15 protein-coding genes are annotated in these 14,246 nt (G+C 61.6%); 9 read left to right on the top strand and 6 right to left on the bottom strand.

Features of this window, described 5'->3' with window-relative positions; genetic code table 11:
• Window positions 1–10 precede the first annotated feature (10 nt).
• Genes RIN79_RS08390 through RIN79_RS08410 form a run of 5 tightly spaced genes read left to right on the top strand, consistent with a single transcriptional unit; the run spans window position 11 to window position 4,635 of the window.
• A complete protein-coding gene (locus tag RIN79_RS08390; RefSeq protein ID WP_309084195.1) occupies window positions 11–1,315 on the top strand; it encodes an ABC transporter substrate-binding protein in 1,305 nt (434 codons plus the stop codon).
• Between the two features lie 43 nt (window positions 1,316–1,358).
• A complete protein-coding gene (locus RIN79_RS08395) occupies window positions 1,359–2,240 on the top strand; it encodes a branched-chain amino acid ABC transporter permease (protein ID WP_309084196.1) in 882 nt (293 codons plus the stop codon).
• Entirely contained in the window at window positions 2,237–3,193 is a 957-nt protein-coding gene (locus RIN79_RS08400; RefSeq protein WP_375165894.1) for a branched-chain amino acid ABC transporter permease, read from the top strand. The genes RIN79_RS08395 and RIN79_RS08400 overlap by 4 nt, the downstream gene beginning before the upstream one ends.
• A complete protein-coding gene (locus tag RIN79_RS08405) occupies window positions 3,181–3,924 on the top strand; it encodes an ABC transporter ATP-binding protein (protein WP_309084197.1) in 744 nt (247 codons plus the stop codon). Before RIN79_RS08400 ends, RIN79_RS08405 begins: the two co-directional genes overlap by 13 nt.
• Before the next feature lie 3 nt (window positions 3,925–3,927).
• Window positions 3,928–4,635: an ABC transporter ATP-binding protein gene (locus RIN79_RS08410; RefSeq protein ID WP_309084198.1), complete on the top strand. Its 708-nt coding sequence runs from the start codon at window positions 3,928–3,930 to the stop codon at window positions 4,633–4,635.
• A gap of 18 nt (window positions 4,636–4,653) precedes the next feature.
• Here the strand turns inward: RIN79_RS08410 and soxR are convergent, their stop codons facing one another.
• Window positions 4,654–5,112, bottom strand: coding sequence for a redox-sensitive transcriptional activator SoxR (soxR, locus tag RIN79_RS08415; RefSeq protein ID WP_309084199.1), 459 nt, complete (start codon window positions 5,110–5,112; stop codon window positions 4,654–4,656).
• Window positions 5,113–5,501: 389 nt separating this feature from the next.
• Between soxR and RIN79_RS08420 the strand changes: the two genes are divergently transcribed.
• The 4 genes from RIN79_RS08420 (at window position 5,502) to RIN79_RS08435 (ending at window position 8,346) form a co-directional block, all read left to right on the top strand.
• Window positions 5,502–6,329 (top strand): ferredoxin--NADP reductase, encoded by an 828-nt coding sequence (locus RIN79_RS08420; protein WP_309084200.1) that lies wholly within the window; start codon window positions 5,502–5,504, stop codon window positions 6,327–6,329.
• Window positions 6,330–6,547: 218 nt separating this feature from the next.
• On the top strand, window positions 6,548–6,706 hold the full coding sequence (locus RIN79_RS08425) for a YqaE/Pmp3 family membrane protein (protein ID WP_309084201.1): 159 nt from the start codon (window positions 6,548–6,550) through the stop codon (window positions 6,704–6,706).
• A complete protein-coding gene (locus tag RIN79_RS08430; RefSeq protein WP_309084202.1) occupies window positions 6,706–7,104 on the top strand; it encodes a DUF4112 domain-containing protein in 399 nt (132 codons plus the stop codon). Before RIN79_RS08425 ends, RIN79_RS08430 begins: the two co-directional genes overlap by 1 nt.
• A gap of 75 nt (window positions 7,105–7,179) precedes the next feature.
• A complete protein-coding gene (locus tag RIN79_RS08435) occupies window positions 7,180–8,346 on the top strand; it encodes a diphosphate--fructose-6-phosphate 1-phosphotransferase (protein WP_309084203.1) in 1,167 nt (388 codons plus the stop codon).
• 46 nt (window positions 8,347–8,392) lie between these two features.
• On the opposite strand, the gene RIN79_RS08440 is transcribed toward RIN79_RS08435, so the two are convergent.
• The 5 genes from RIN79_RS08440 to mnmE form a co-directional block, all read right to left on the bottom strand.
• On the bottom strand, window positions 8,393–9,262 hold the full coding sequence (locus tag RIN79_RS08440) for a ParB/RepB/Spo0J family partition protein (protein WP_309084204.1): 870 nt from the start codon (window positions 9,260–9,262) through the stop codon (window positions 8,393–8,395).
• Window positions 9,263–9,284: 22 nt separating this feature from the next.
• A complete protein-coding gene (locus RIN79_RS08445) occupies window positions 9,285–10,079 on the bottom strand; it encodes a ParA family protein (RefSeq protein ID WP_309084205.1) in 795 nt (264 codons plus the stop codon).
• 30 nt (window positions 10,080–10,109) lie between these two features.
• Window positions 10,110–10,742 (bottom strand): 16S rRNA (guanine(527)-N(7))-methyltransferase RsmG, encoded by a 633-nt coding sequence (rsmG, locus tag RIN79_RS08450; protein ID WP_309084206.1) that lies wholly within the window; start codon window positions 10,740–10,742, stop codon window positions 10,110–10,112.
• Window positions 10,739–12,607 (bottom strand): tRNA uridine-5-carboxymethylaminomethyl(34) synthesis enzyme MnmG, encoded by a 1,869-nt coding sequence (gene mnmG / locus RIN79_RS08455; RefSeq protein WP_309084207.1) that lies wholly within the window; start codon window positions 12,605–12,607, stop codon window positions 10,739–10,741. The genes rsmG and mnmG overlap by 4 nt, the downstream gene beginning before the upstream one ends.
• 133 nt (window positions 12,608–12,740) lie before the next feature.
• Window positions 12,741–14,060: a tRNA uridine-5-carboxymethylaminomethyl(34) synthesis GTPase MnmE gene (mnmE, locus tag RIN79_RS08460; RefSeq protein WP_309084208.1), complete on the bottom strand. Its 1,320-nt coding sequence runs from the start codon at window positions 14,058–14,060 to the stop codon at window positions 12,741–12,743.
• Window positions 14,061–14,246: the final 186 nt, after the last annotated feature.

Consider the following 14,246-nt stretch of genomic DNA (forward strand, 5'->3'; position numbering starts at 1 on the left):
AAGGAACGGCATGACTGAATTTGGCAACGTCCAGATTGCCTCGAAGCGCGGCATCACCCGCCGAGCAGCCCTTCAAGGCCTCGGCGTGGTGGCGGGTGCAGCGGCCGCACCCGGTTTCGTACGCTACGCGCAGGCACAGTCTTCCGAGCCGATCCGCATCGGATTTCAGTGCCACCGCACCGGCATCGGCGCCGCCTATGGCCGCTGGTATGAGCGCGTGACCAGTGCCACGGCGAAGCTCATCAATGAAGCCGGCGGCATCAACGGCCGACCCCTGGAGATCATCATCGAGGATGACGGAACCGACCCGGCGCGCGGCGCAGAGGTGGTTCAGAAATTCGCCAATCAGCACAGAGTGGACCTGATCTACGGCACCTTGTTCTCCCATGTGGTCGTCGGTTCGGCCCCCGCCGCCGGGGAGCTGAAGATCCCCTATTATGTGGTGAGCGAAGGCTACCACGTGGCTTCCGGCAAAATGAACCGCTATTGCGTGCAGCCCGGCATCACCGATGTGAAGGCACAGGTGCGCTCCGTCGCTCCTTGGATTGCGCAGAATCTCGGCAAAAAGGTCACGCTTGTTTTCCCCGACTACGCGTTCGGCCACGATCACCGCGACTTCTTCGGTCCGGCACTGCAGGCACAGGGCGGCGAAGTGGTCGCCCTGGTTCCGATCCCGCCAACCGAGACCTCCTTCACCCGCTATCTCCCGCAGATCCCACGCGACACGGATGTGATCTACCACGTCATGGTCGGACCAGCCGTGCTCACCTTCGTGAAGGAGCTCGGCGAGTTCTTCGGCTCGGGCGGGCCGCAGCTCTTCGGCTTCATCGACTCGCTCGAGGCCGTAGACATCAACAGCCCTGGGCTGGAATTCTTGGAGGGCAGCCACTTCTGGGAGGGCATGTCGCGTTACGCTCAGCCCAACATGCCCGAATATGAGGCCGTGTACCGCCGGACCGTCGGCATTGACGAGAACGGCGCGAGCGTGAACGACCCCAACGACGTTTCCACGGCTGCTCACATGTTCGGCTGCTGGGAGACGCTCTATGTCATCAAGGCCGCAATGGAAGCCGTCGACTATCGAGGTCCGCAGGACCGCGCCAAGATGATCGAGGCGACCGAGGCGATGACCGAGATTGACGCCGGCCCCGAACACCCGCAGGGGCGAAAGACTTTCAACGGCAAGATCCACCAAGTATTCGGCGAGCAGAACATCAGCCAGGTGAAGGACGGGAAGCTGCAGGTTGTGCACCGTACTTCCCTCGAGGACGGGCTCTACGAGCCGGAAGCCGACTACACCACGATGCCCTTCTGAGGCTCCGCGCCGCGTTTCCAGTTCCTGTGCAGAACGGTACGACATGGCTTTCGGTCCCTACCTCCTGCTTGCCACCCTTGAAGGCCTGGTGACCGCAGCCGTTCTGGCGCTGATGGCGCTAGGTCTATCGCTAGTCTTCGGCGTTATGCGTGTCGTGAATGTCGCCCACGGCGAATTCTACATGCTAGGCGCTGTACTTGCCTGGTGGGTTGCAAGCTTCTTCGGTGGTCATCCGGCATTGGGTTTTCTGGCCGCGCTGGTCCTGAGCCCGATCATGGTAGCGACAATAGCGTTCCTGGCCGAGCGTCTCGTCCTGCGGCGGCTCAACTACGAGCCCGAAGCCACGATCGTGGCGACGATCGGCCTCCTCTATATCATCCAGCAGCTGGCCCTTACTTTCTATGGGCCCGACGCACGGCCGGTGCAGGCGCCCTTCGACATGCGCATTGCGCTGCCCTGGTTCGGCTATTCGGGCTATAAGCTTGCCGTCATCGCCGCGTCGATCCTCCTTATTCTCGTAGCGTGGATCCTGCTGACGCGAACAAGGCTCGGCCTCATCATGCGCGCAACCCAGTATGACCGGGAGACGGCGCAAACCTTCGCCATTCCAATCGACCGTGTCCATGCAGGCGTCTTTGCGCTGGGTGCAGGTCTAGCCGCTCTGGCGGCCGTGCTCATCGTGCCCATCCAGCAGGCGCACTACCTTATGGGACACGATCCCCTGCTTCTGTCCTTCATCGTGGTCATCATAGGCGGATTGGGCTCGCTGCGGGGGACGGTGGTGGCGGCTCTCCTTATCGGCCTTTCCGATGGCATCATATCCATGTTCTTCTCGCCGACGCTCGCCAAGATGCTTGCCACGCTTCTCGTCGCTCTGGTTCTCGTATTTCGCCCGCAGGGGCTGTTCGGGGTAGCCGCCCGATGATGGCGGGCGCGAAAAGCTTTTGGCTGCATGTGGCAGTCGTCCTCGTCCTTTTCGCTCTTAATTTCCTGCTGCCGGAGTATCACCGGGGCGTTTTTTCCAGGGCCATGGTGCTCGCCGTCTTCGCAATGGGTTACAACCTGGCGTTCGGCTATACCGGGCTCCTGAGCCTCGGGCACGCCATGTTCTTTGCCGCCGGCCTTTATGGTGCCGGGCTGCCCATTTATCACCTGGAATGGAGCGCATGGCCGGCTTTGGGCACAGCGCTTCTTGCCGGCGCGGCGCTGGCGCTGGCGGTGGGTTTCCTGGCGCTCAGGACCGCCGGCGTCGCTTTCATGATCGTCACCCTGATGTTTGCGCAGGTCTTCTACCTCGCCACCCTTTACTTCGGCGCCTATACGCGCGGCGAGGAGGGCCTGGTTTTGCCACAGGCTGCCCGCGCGCTCCCCTTGCTCGGCTGGAACTTAGTGCTCACGGACCCTCCGACGCGGTACATGATCGCGCTGACGCTCCTCGCATCCGTACTCGCTATCACTTTCCTGCTCGTGCGCTCGCCCTATGGCCGCTCGCTGATCGCGATTCGAGAGAACGAGGAGCGCATGCGCATGTTGGGCTATAACGTCTTTGCCAACAAACTCGGAGCCGTCGTGGTGTCGGGCGTGATTTGCGCGACGGCCGGCGCGGCCTACGGCCTGCTCTTCGGCTATATCGGATCCGGCTTCGCCTCGATCCAGTACTCCATACTCCCGCTTCTATGGGTGCTTTTGGGCGGGGCCGCCACCACACTCGGTCCGATCATCGGCACGCTCTTCATGTTCTATGCCGTGGACCTCGCCTCCTCCTATACCAGCGCCTACATGCTGGTTGTCGGGCTCGCCCTCATCCTGCTCATCCTTTTCTTCCCCAAGGGCATCGTCGGCACCATACGCGAAAGGTGGCTGCCATGGCTGCCGTGACGCCGCCCCTCCTCGTGACACGAAACTTGAGCCGTTTCTTCGGCGGGCTCAAGGCCGTCGATAGGGTGGACTTCGCCCTTCCTGAGGGTCAGGTCCGCGCCATTATCGGCCCCAACGGAGCCGGCAAGACCACATTTGTCAGCCTCGTCTGCGGGCGTATCCTGCCAAGCTCGGGCAGCATCCTCTTCGATGGTCGCGAGATTTCGCACGAGCCGGCGCACCGCCGCGTGCGCGCCGGCATAGCCTATACCTTCCAGATCACCAGCATCTTTCCCAATCTTACGGTCTTCGACAATGTCGCGCTTGCGGCCCAGCGTCATCTGCTCGATCAGAAGCGTGTCCGCCCCACGGAAAAGACTCTGCAGGACGCCTGCACGAAGGCGCTCGATCAGGTGGGGCTCGCTCAACGGGCAAGTCATCGCGCCGGAAACCTCGCTTACGGCCACCAGCGGCTCGTGGAAATCGCCATGGGACTGGCGCTAAGGCCCCGGCTGCTGATCCTCGACGAACCGACGCAGGGGCTTTCGGACGAAGAGATTGAAGCCTTCATCCGCCTCGTGCGCGAAATCAGACGCGAGGCCACGATTCTCCTGATCGAGCACAATATGGACGTGGTGATGGCGCTTGCCGAATGCATTACCGTCATGGACCAGGGCCGAATCCTGGCCGAAGGGCCTCCGGCGGCGATCCGCGCTGACGCCGCCGTCCAGCAGGCATATCTGGGGGGCTGAAGCATGGGAGCGGTGCTGACGCTCGACGGGATCGACAGCTTCTATGGTGCCGTCCAGGTACTGCATGGACTCTCGCTGGACTTGCGAGAAGGCGAGGTCCATTGCCTCCTCGGGCGGAACGGGGCCGGCAAGACCACGGCGCTGAAGGCAATCATGGGCTTAGTGCCCGTCCGTTCGGGTACCATAGTCAAGAACGGTACGGAGTTGACCAGACTGCCGCCGCACCAAGTGCCTAAAACGGGCATTGCCTACGTTCCCCAGGGCCGCCGCCTTTTCGCTGAGCTGACCGTTGCAGAAAACTTGGAGATCGGGCTTATGGCCCGGGGCAAGGGCGTGGCGGCGCGCGAGCGGGTGCTCGAGCTGTTCCCGACGCTTCGGGAACGACTGAGGCAGCGCTCCGGCACACTTTCCGGCGGCGAACAACAGATGCTCGCCATGGCGCGCGCGCTCTGCCTCGAGCCTGACGTGCTGCTGCTCGACGAGCCGACGGAGGGACTGATGCCTTCCATGGTTGCCCGCATCCGCGGGGCCGTGGCGGCTCTTCGTGCGGAAGGCGTTTCCACCCTGTTGGTGGAGCAGCGGGTTGACGCGGTTCTTCCCGTGGCGGATCGCGTCTCCTTTATAGAAAATGGCCGCAACGTGGATACGGTCAGCGTCGAGGATCTGCGCGAGAATCCGGAGATGATCCGTCGCTATGTGGGTGTGAGCTGAAATGGGGCGGTATCTGCCTTAGCCCGGGTCGAGCAGGCGAGCCCCGGGCCCCTGTTCTCCCAGCTTGTCGTAGGGGTTCCGCAGTGGACAGGTCTCGACCGAAAGACATCCGCAGCCGATACACTCGTCAAGGTGATCTCGCAGTTGCACCAGCTTCTGGATGCGCGCGTCGAGATCCGCCCGCCAATACTCGGACAATTTGCGCCAGTCCGCCGCGTTTGGCGTCCGTCCCTCCGGCAGGGTAGCCAGCGCCTCCCGGATTGTCGCCAGCGGGATGCCGAGCCGCTGCGCCACCTTTATGACAGCCACGCGCCGCAAGGCGTCCCGGGAGTAGCGCCTCTGGTTCCCGCCCGTTCTGTTGGAGGAGATCAGGCCTTTCGCCTCGTAAAAATGCAGCGCCGAAACGGCAACGCCGCTGCGCCGGGCCAGCTCTCCGACGCTGAGTTCTCGCGCCAGGGGTCGAGCTTTGTCCTGCATACAATTCCCTCGAATCTGAAGCTTGATCGAGATTGAGCATCGCGCGAAAGATGCTCGAGAGGAAGAGAAATGAGGGGTATGGCTTCGGCAGCAGCGATGGGCAGTGCCCACCGCCCTTGCGCAGGGCTGGCAACCTGATTATCTCCGGTGCGGCGAAGGCCTGTGCTCGTAACGACGACGAAGGTACCGGACGCTGTTGCCGCAATGTCCTACAACGGGAGGCGAAACCGCGCGGCTATTCTCACCTTCTCGCCGATTACGGAATGCGAAAGCTTTTTCTTAGCGGCATTTTGAAATAGGTCTGAGCGATCAAACCTGCCGCATCCGTAGTATGGTGATTTGGCCGGAAACCCCAGCACAAGCAAGGCCGCTAATAAGGAAGAGACAGAATGAACAGCGCTGCCGTGGGCAAGATCGAGGCCGCCGAGAAACTGGAGTTCCCTATTCCCGCCGGCGTTCATGCCGAGCGCGTGGTTTCGGTGAAGCACTATACGGACCGGCTCTTTTCCTTCCGCCTCACACGGCCGCAGACATTTCGGTTCCGCTCGGGCGAGTTCGTCATGATCGGCCTTCCCAATGCCGAGAAGCCGGTCTTCCGCGCCTATTCCATTGCAAGCCCCGCATGGGACGAGGAACTGGAGTTCTTCTCGATCAAGGTTCCCGACGGCCCGCTCACACAACACCTGCAGAAGATCAAGCCGGGCGATATCGTGCTGATGCGACAGAAATCTACCGGTACTCTGGTCAACGACGCGCTGACGCCGGCGAAGCGGCTTTACATGATCTCTACCGGGACAGGCATTGCGCCATTTGCCAGCCTCATCCGCGATCCCGAAACCTACGACAAGTTCGAGCAGATTATCCTCACGCATACATGCCGTGACGTCGCCGAGCTCGCCTATGGCGAGGAACTTGTGGCGGCCACCCGCGAGGACCCGCTGATCGGCGAATTGACCGAGGGCCGGCTTTTCCATCTCACCTCCACGACGCGTGAGCCCTCGCCGCGGATGGGGCGCATTACAGCACTCATTGAGAACGGCACGCTCTTCAAGTGGCTTGGCACGGAGCCGTTTAGTCCGGCGGAAGACCGCGTCATGATCTGTGGCTCCATGGCTATGCTGAAGGATGTCAAAGCGCTGGTGGAGAAGGCTGGGCTCAGGGAAGGCTCGAATGCCGAGCCCGCGGATTTCGTTGTGGAGCGTGCTTTCGTAGGCTAGGAGGCGGCGTCTCCCGTAAAGCTGCAGCGTGCCACGGGTCGCTTCTGGGGGAGCCTGGAGCCTGCCGCGTTTGCTCAAAGCATTTATAGCAGCATAGCGCATCGCAGTACGGGTCCTGTAGTCCGTCCGTACTTGACCAATCTGGCCTGGTCTTTGCCTTAATAGGTGGAGCAAACCCGCGAGCAATGCGTTTGGAGTCCGGAACCCGGAGAAGTTCAATGGACGTCATTCGCATCCTGCTCGCCATCCTCATCCCCCCGCTCGGCGTGTTCCTGCAAGTGGGCATCGGCCTGCAGTTCTGGATAAACCTCCTGCTGACCTTCCTGGGCTACATTCCGGGGATAATTCACGCCATTTGGGTGATAACGAGGCGCTAATGGCGACTGTAACCAGCGCAGCGCCAGTGGATGAGAGCCATTGGCTGACGGAGCAGCAGATCGCCGAGCTTGACCAGCTCGCGCGGCTCCTCGATTCGCGGTGGCGCATTCCCGGCACGTCGATCCGCTTTGGCGCAGATGCCCTAGCCGGTCTGATCCCCGGTGTGGGCGACGTGGCGAGCGGCGCAGTCTCGGCCTATCTTTTATACCGCGCCTCGCGTTTTGGGGTGCCGCGCTCCGTCATGGCGGTCATGATCGGCAACATTCTCCTTGATACGGCCGTGGGGTCTATACCCCTAGCCGGGTCGATCTTCGACGTCTTCTTCAAGGCGAACAATCGCAACATCGGCCATCTACGGCGCCATCTGGAACGCAAGTCGCGACGCCGTCCGGCCTGAACTCGTCTGCTAGCTTCTCTGTTGTCACCGAGCCAGATGTGCAATGAATAGGTCAGAACGGACAGGACATGCATCATGGCCGAGACATTTGTGATCGCACAGGGCGGCGGGCCGACAGCCGTGATCAACCAGACGCTTGCCGGCGCCGCCCTGGAGGTGAGGCGCCGGTTTCCAGCCGCAAAGGTGCTCGGCGCCCTCCACGGAGTTCGCGGCGTGCGTGAAGGGCGCTTCGTCACTCTCTCTGAGCTTTCGGACGAGCAAATCCGCGCGATCGCCGCCACGCCCAGTGCTGCTCTGGGAAGCACGCGCGATAAACCCGACGAGGCCTATTGCGAGGCGATTCTGAAAGGACTCGACGCGGTTCACGCGGATGCGTTCATCTATATCGGCGGAAACGACACGGCCGGTACGCAAAGCATTCTCGCCGAAGCTTCGGGAGGGCGCATCGCCTGCGTACATGCTCCGAAGACGATCGACAACGATCTGATGGAGAATGACCATACGCCAGGGTTCATATCAGCGGCCGAGTTCGTAGCGGGGGCCTTCCTGAGCATCGACCTGGATTTCCGGGCCCTGCCCGGCATCTATGTGGGGATCGTTATGGGTCGGCATGCGGGGTTCTTGACTGCGGCCGCGGCGGCTTGGTCTCTTGACGAGGAGAGCGGGCCGCACCTGGTCTATGTGCCGGAACGATACTTTGAGCGGACGCGGTTTGTTGAGGAGGTGCGCTCAACTCTCGACCGCCATGGACGCTGCATCGTCGCCATGTCCGAGGGGGTGGCCGGGCCCGACGGGCGGTCGCTTGTTGAAAGCCTCGTTCCGCCGGAGCTTCAGGAGCGCGACCAGCATGGCAATATCCGTCTATCGGGAACGGATCTCGGCCAGGCGGTGGAGCGTATGCTGGCAGCTGATCTGCCGGGGAAACGTGCACGGGTGGATACGTTCGGTTACCTGCCGCGCGGCAACATCGCCACCATCAGCGAAACGGATGCTCGCGAGGCCTTCGAGGCCGGCGCCTTTGCCATTGAGGCTGCGGAGCAGGGAGGCGGCTCCGTGGCGCTGCAATTCGACGGCGAGAAAACGGTCTGCAAGCTGGTTCCGCTGTCTGCGGTGGCGGGCAGGACCCGTCACATGCCTGAAAACTTCCTGCTCCCGGACAACAACCGGGTGTCAGTCACCGGTCTTGATTATCTGGCGCGGCTTCTGCCGCGCAAATATTCGGCTGCCAAGCCCTTCGTGTGAATAACAAAGCCGTGGAATAGGTGGGTCTTCGAGCGGCGGCGCAGGATCAGCGCTGAAGCAGCCTGCATAGTTCGTCCAGCTGCTCTAGCGAACGGTAGGCGATCCGCACTTCCCCGCCCTTTTGCTTGTGGTTGATCGCCACTTTGAGGCCGATACGGTCGCTCAGGAGCTTTTCCAGAGAGAGCGTATCCGCGTCCTTCTCTTTTCGCTCCCGCACACTCGCATCCGGTTCGGCCTCCGGCGCGCTCGCAAGCGCTTCGGCTTGGCGCACCGAAAGACCATGTTCGATGATGCGCTGGGCGAGCGCCGCCGGATCGGCAGCGGTCACCAGCGTCCGTGCGTGCCCCGCCGTCAATGAGCCGTCTACGATCAAGTCGGTGACGGCCGGCGGGAGTTTTAGAAGGCGCAGTGTGTTTGCCACATGACTGCGGCTTTTGCCGATAACCTGGGCCAGATCGGCCTGGGTGTAGTTGTGTTCATCCATCAGTTGCTGATAGCCGCGCGCCTCCTCCACCGGGTTGAGATCCGCGCGCTGCACATTCTCGATGATTGCGAGCTCCAGCGCGGCCTTATCGTCGACACTGCGGACAATGACCGGGATCTGCGTCAGGCCGGCCCGCTGCGCCGCCCGCCAGCGGCGTTCGCCGGCGATGATCTCGTATCGCCCTGCAGCCCCTGCCGGGCGCACGACAACCGGCTGCACAACCCCATGCTCACGGATGGAATGGGTCAGCTCCGCAAGGTCAGTTTCGGCGAAATTACGCCGTGGGTTGCGCGGGTTTGGTGAAACAAACTCTATAGGAACGACGCTGTCCGCCCGCACAGCCTCCTGTTCGCGTATGGCAGGCTTGTCGATTTCGCCGATCAGGGCGGCCAGTCCGCGGCCAAGGCGCTTACGGGACAGGTCTTCGTTCATTGTGCCACCAGCTCGTTGATTTCTATGCGGCTCGCAGCCGCCGCTCCCTTCGAATCACCTCCGACGCCAACTGCAGATAGGCTTGGCTGCCGGAGCATTTGAGGTCATAGAGGATGGCCGGCTTGCCATAGGACGGCGCTTCGGAGATCCGCACATTACGCGGGATCACCGTTTCGTAGACCGTATCACCCATATGTGCCCGGACATCCTCGACAACCTGGTTCGCCAGGTTGTTGCGACGATCGAACATGGTGAGGACGATACCTTGTATGGTTAGCGCAGGGTTAATCGACCCGCGGATCTGGTCAACGGTAGCTAGAAGCTGGCTCAAGCCTTCCAGGGCGAAGAACTCGCATTGCAGGGGGACTAGCACAGAATCGGCGGCGGCCATCGCATTCAGCGTCAGGAGATTGAGCGACGGCGGACAGTCGATCAGGACATAGGAGAACGCTTTTAGGGAAGGCGCTTCGCGTAGAGCCCGGCGAAGTTTAAGCACTCGGTCAGCTTCGCCCGAAATCTCCATTTCGATGCCCAGCAAATCGAGCGTGGACGGCACGATTGACAGGCCGGGCACTGCCGTTTCCATAGCCGCACCGTCAATATCAGATCGGCCCGTGAGCACGTCATAGGAAGAAACTTGCCGGGCGCGCCGGTCGATCCCAAGCCCGGTACTGGCATTACCCTGTGGGTCCAGATCAATGACCAGTACGCGCTCCCCAATCGCGGCGAGGGCGGTGGCCAAGTTAATCGCGGTCGTAGTCTTTCCGACACCACCTTTTTGATTTGCAACGGTAATGATGCGTGAAGGCTTGTTCATAGCCCTGCTCAACCCAACGCCGGGACGAAATTAGCGGCGATGGAGATTGCTGATTTCGAGAATCACGCCCTCGCCGCCGACGCTATCCTTATGTTCTAACAGATCGAATCGCCAAGCGGCACCACTTTCTTCCACTTCCCGCAGGTAACCCCTGCCTTTGTGCAGCAGAGCCCTTGTTCCTCCGCTCATCCATGGCGCGATGAGCTTCAAGAGCTTCGGCAAAGGAGCCAGCGCTCGGGCAGTGATCACTTCGGGAGCCGCGATCCGGCCGTAACACGCCTCAATCCGTTTTACATGGACGGTAGCCGGAGCCGCCGAGGAGGCCAGGACGTTCTGCAGGAAGGCGGCCTTCTTATGGCTGCTCTCGACCAGATCGACATGGGCTTTCTCTCTATCGATGAGAAGGATTGCTACCACCGCTCCCGGAAATCCTCCGCCCGAGCCCAGGTCCAGCCACCGTTCCGCCGCCGGGGCCAGGGGAAGCAGCTGAGCGCTGTCCAGAATGTGGCGCTCCCAAAGATGAGGCAATGTGGACGGCGCCGCCAGGTTGATGCGAGCATTCCACCGCTTGAAGGTTTCTTCGAAAGTCAGCAGATGCCGGAATGTTTCACGTGAAACCGGCCCTGCGGCAGCGCGCAGCGCGGAAAGCTTGTCGGAGCTCAAGCAGCGCTCCGGGAGGCTTCCCCGTGACGGATGGCAACCAGTACCAAGGCCAAGGCGGCTGGAGTCATTCCATCTATCCGCTGCGCCTCCGCAAGGGTGCGCGGCTTGCGACGGCACAGTTTGTCCTTGAGTTCATTGGAAAGCCCCGCAATCCGATCAAACTCGATCGATTCAGGAATTGCCCTGCTTTCGTCCTTCCGGATACGCTCGGCATCGGACGTTTGACGCTCCAGATAAACGGCATACCGGGCCTCCGTTTCCAGCCGCTCGGCAGTCTTGCGATCGACTCCGCCGAGCTCCGGCCAGATGGCCGCTAGCCGCTCCACGGTGACCTCTGGATAGGAGAGAAGATCATAGGCACTGCGCCGGACACCATCCTGATTAAGATTGATGCCGTGGCGCTCGGCCTCTTTAGGCGAGAGGCTGCGTGCCATTGCCAGTTCCCGCACCGCGTCAAGCTTTCGCTCATTCTCCAAAAACCTGGCTTCGCGATTCGCCGATGCAATGCCCCACTGGATCGCGAGTGGCGTCAGGCGGGCGTCTGCGTTATCCGCACGGAGAGAAAGACGGAACTCCGCTCGCGAGGTAAACATGCGGTACGGCTCCGTCACCCCGCGCGTGACAAGATCATCGATCATCACACCAATATAGGCTTGCGTCCTGCTGAGACTGAGGCGGTCCGCTCCTGATGCGGCGCGCGCTGCGTTTATCCCCGCCACGACACCTTGCGCGGCAGCCTCCTCATAGCCTGTCGTGCCATTGATTTGCCCGGCGAGAAAAAGCCCCGTCACGCGACGGGTTTCCAGCGACGGGTGCAGCTCGCGCGGGTCAATATGGTCATATTCGATGGCGTAACCTGGTTGCAGCACCCGCGCCTTCTCCAGCCCCGGGACAGTTTTCAGGAAAGCATGCTGCACCTCTTCCGGCAAAGAGGTGGAGATGCCGTTCGGATAGACCGTGTCATCCTCAAGCCCCTCGGGCTCAAGGAAGATCTGATGGCCCTCGCGCTCACCGAATTTGACGATCTTATCCTCTATGGAAGGACAGTAACGCGGTCCAACGCCCTCGATCTGCCCGGAATACATGGCGGACCGGCCGAGGTTTTCCTGGATGATCCGATGTGTCTCCGGCGTGGTGCGTGTGATCCCGCATGAGATCTGCGGATTCCGGATTCTCTCCGTAAGCAAGGAGAACGGCACCGGATCCTCGTCCGCCCCCTGCCGTGCGAGACCGTTCCAATCGATCGTGCGCCCGTCAAGGCGCGGCGGCGTTCCTGTCTTCAGGCGACCGAGCGTAAAGCCGACCGATTCCATGGAGCCGGAGAGACGCCTCGCCGCTGATTCGTTCATGCGCCCGGCTGGAATCTTCTTGTCGCCGATATGGATTAGTCCCCGCAGGAACGTGCCGGTAGTCAAGACCACGGCGCCGCAGTCGATACGCCGCTCACCGGAGATGATCACATGGGTTAACCGCCCCGCCTCGATCCCCAGCTCATGCGCCTCCGCTTCGATCACGTGGAGATTTTCCTGGCTCGCGATCGCCGCCTGCATGGCTTCGCGGTAGAGGCGGCGGTCCGCCTGCGTTCGCGGCCCGCGCACCGCCGGACCCTTGCGGCGGTTGAGCAAGCGAAACTGAATGCCGGCTGCATCGGCAACCCGGCCCATTAGTCCATCCAGCGCGTCGACCTCGCGCACCAGCTGGCCTTTGCCGATGCCGCCGATCGCCGGGTTGCAAGACATGACCCCGATCGTGTCGCGACGCAGCGTCACGAGCGCGGTGACGGCACCGGCCCGGGCAGAAGCGGAGGCAGCTTCACACCCGGCGTGCCCGCCCCCAACAACGACTACATCAAACCTTTCGCGCATCGCCACATCTCGCATTTGCTAAGCTCATCACATGCGCACGTCCTCTATCCCAGTCAAGGTTTCGGTTCGCGTGAAACGGAACGGGACGTGGTGTTTCACGTGAATCACCCGGACGCGGATTGTTTCACGTGAGTCATTTTCCGATGCAGAAGGACGAGAAGATCGCATCGAGAAGGTGTTCGACATCCACCTCCCCAGATATGCACCCTAGGGCCACGCCCGCCGCCCGCAAGCCTTCAGCTCGGATCTCCAACCCGGCGCCTTCTAGAGACAAGGCTGCGTGGAGGGCGTCGCTAGCTTCCTGGAGAAGCGCGACATGCCGGGCGCGAAAGGGCAGGATGCTTCCGGCAGTGTTCGTGTAAGCCTCACAGGCTAGTTGAATTCGGCGGATCAGTTCATCAAGTCCTTCGCCTGTCCGCGCCGAAACCAGGACGTCATAGCGGATTGGGAGTTGATCCCGAGCTATCAAGTCGCATTTGTTTCCCACCTTTATGACGGACTTGTCTGGTGGTGCCCGAACCAGCACCGGAGCGGAAGCATCTTCCAGCACCATCACCAGATCGGCTTCTCGTGCCCGCTGCAGGGAACGTTCGATTCCAATCGCCTCCACCTTGCCAGCAGCCCGCCTGACCCCGGCGGTGTCAGCCAGCACAACCTTCATGCCGGCAATATCCAGATTGACCTCGAGAACGTCACGTGTAGTTCCAGGCTCGTCCGTCACAATGGCCACATCACGCCGTGCTAAGGCATTCAGGAGGCTGGATTTACCGGAGTTGGGCGCACCTAGTATCACGACCCGGAAGCCCTCGCGGATGATCTCTGCGTGCCGGTATCCCGCTGCATGCTCCGCGATCTCCCTTTGCAGGGTTCGTACGTCATCCCAGACTGCTGCCGCTACTGAACCAGGCACGTCTGCTTCGTCGGAAAAATCGAGTTCCGCCTCGATCATTGCACGCGCATGGATCAGCCGCGCCCGCCAGGATCCGTAGAGCTGCCTGTGCGACTCGGTGGAGTTGTCAATCGCAAAGCGCCTTTGGGCTTCCGTCTCGGCGGCTATGAGGTCCGACAGCGCCTCCGCCGCGGTAAGATCTATCTTGCCGTTGAGGAAAGCGCGTTTGGTGAATTCGCCGGCTTCGGCCAGCTTAAGTCCTCGCACGGAAAGCGCGTCGATCACGGCCGCGACAACGGCCCTGCCTCCGTGCAAATGCAACTCGGCGCAATCCTCTCCCGTAAAGCTGGTCGGGGCAGGGAAAAAGAGGCACAAGCCTCGGTCGAGGACCATTTCATCTGAGGCGCGGAACGTTGCCAACTTGGCGTGGCGTGCCTCCGGGACCTCGCCCATCATGGCCATTAGCACGTCCCTTGTAGCGGGGCCAGAGATACGGACCACGGCAATACCCGACGGAAGCGCTCCGCTCGACAAGGCAAAAATGGTATCGGAGGCGATCGTCATTCGTCAGTACGTGCGTTGGAGCATCCTACTGCCTGGGTTCAGGCCTTCCAAGCTCATGGCCGGTATAGCTCAGCGCCACCATGCCGACGGCGAGGGAGACGCACAGCTGCAGAGACCAGCCCCTGCTGTAAGAATATTCCGGAGGCGAATCGAGCGCAGAGCCGGCTGCATGTCGACAGAGGCACC

The organism is Chelativorans sp. (assembly GCF_031180965.1).
In the GTDB taxonomy this organism is placed as follows: domain Bacteria; phylum Pseudomonadota; class Alphaproteobacteria; order Rhizobiales; family Rhizobiaceae; genus Chelativorans.

Coding starts and splice junctions, on each gene's coding strand:
- RIN79_RS08390 (WP_309084195.1), top strand. CDS start 11: ATGACTGAATTTGGCAACGTCCAGATTGCCTCGAAGCGCGGCATCACC.
- RIN79_RS08395 (WP_309084196.1), top strand. CDS start 1,359: ATGGCTTTCGGTCCCTACCTCCTGCTTGCCACCCTTGAAGGCCTGGTG.
- RIN79_RS08400 (WP_375165894.1), top strand. CDS start 2,237: ATGATGGCGGGCGCGAAAAGCTTTTGGCTGCATGTGGCAGTCGTCCTC.
- RIN79_RS08405 (WP_309084197.1), top strand. CDS start 3,181: ATGGCTGCCGTGACGCCGCCCCTCCTCGTGACACGAAACTTGAGCCGT.
- RIN79_RS08410 (WP_309084198.1), top strand. CDS start 3,928: ATGGGAGCGGTGCTGACGCTCGACGGGATCGACAGCTTCTATGGTGCC.
- soxR (WP_309084199.1), bottom strand. CDS start 5,112: ATGCAGGACAAAGCTCGACCCCTGGCGCGAGAACTCAGCGTCGGAGAG.
- RIN79_RS08420 (WP_309084200.1), top strand. CDS start 5,502: ATGAACAGCGCTGCCGTGGGCAAGATCGAGGCCGCCGAGAAACTGGAG.
- RIN79_RS08425 (WP_309084201.1), top strand. CDS start 6,548: ATGGACGTCATTCGCATCCTGCTCGCCATCCTCATCCCCCCGCTCGGC.
- RIN79_RS08430 (WP_309084202.1), top strand. CDS start 6,706: ATGGCGACTGTAACCAGCGCAGCGCCAGTGGATGAGAGCCATTGGCTG.
- RIN79_RS08435 (WP_309084203.1), top strand. CDS start 7,180: ATGGCCGAGACATTTGTGATCGCACAGGGCGGCGGGCCGACAGCCGTG.
- RIN79_RS08440 (WP_309084204.1), bottom strand. CDS start 9,262: ATGAACGAAGACCTGTCCCGTAAGCGCCTTGGCCGCGGACTGGCCGCC.
- RIN79_RS08445 (WP_309084205.1), bottom strand. CDS start 10,079: ATGAACAAGCCTTCACGCATCATTACCGTTGCAAATCAAAAAGGTGGT.
- mnmG (WP_309084207.1), bottom strand. CDS start 12,607: ATGCGCGAAAGGTTTGATGTAGTCGTTGTTGGGGGCGGGCACGCCGGG.
- mnmE (WP_309084208.1), bottom strand. CDS start 14,060: ATGACGATCGCCTCCGATACCATTTTTGCCTTGTCGAGCGGAGCGCTT.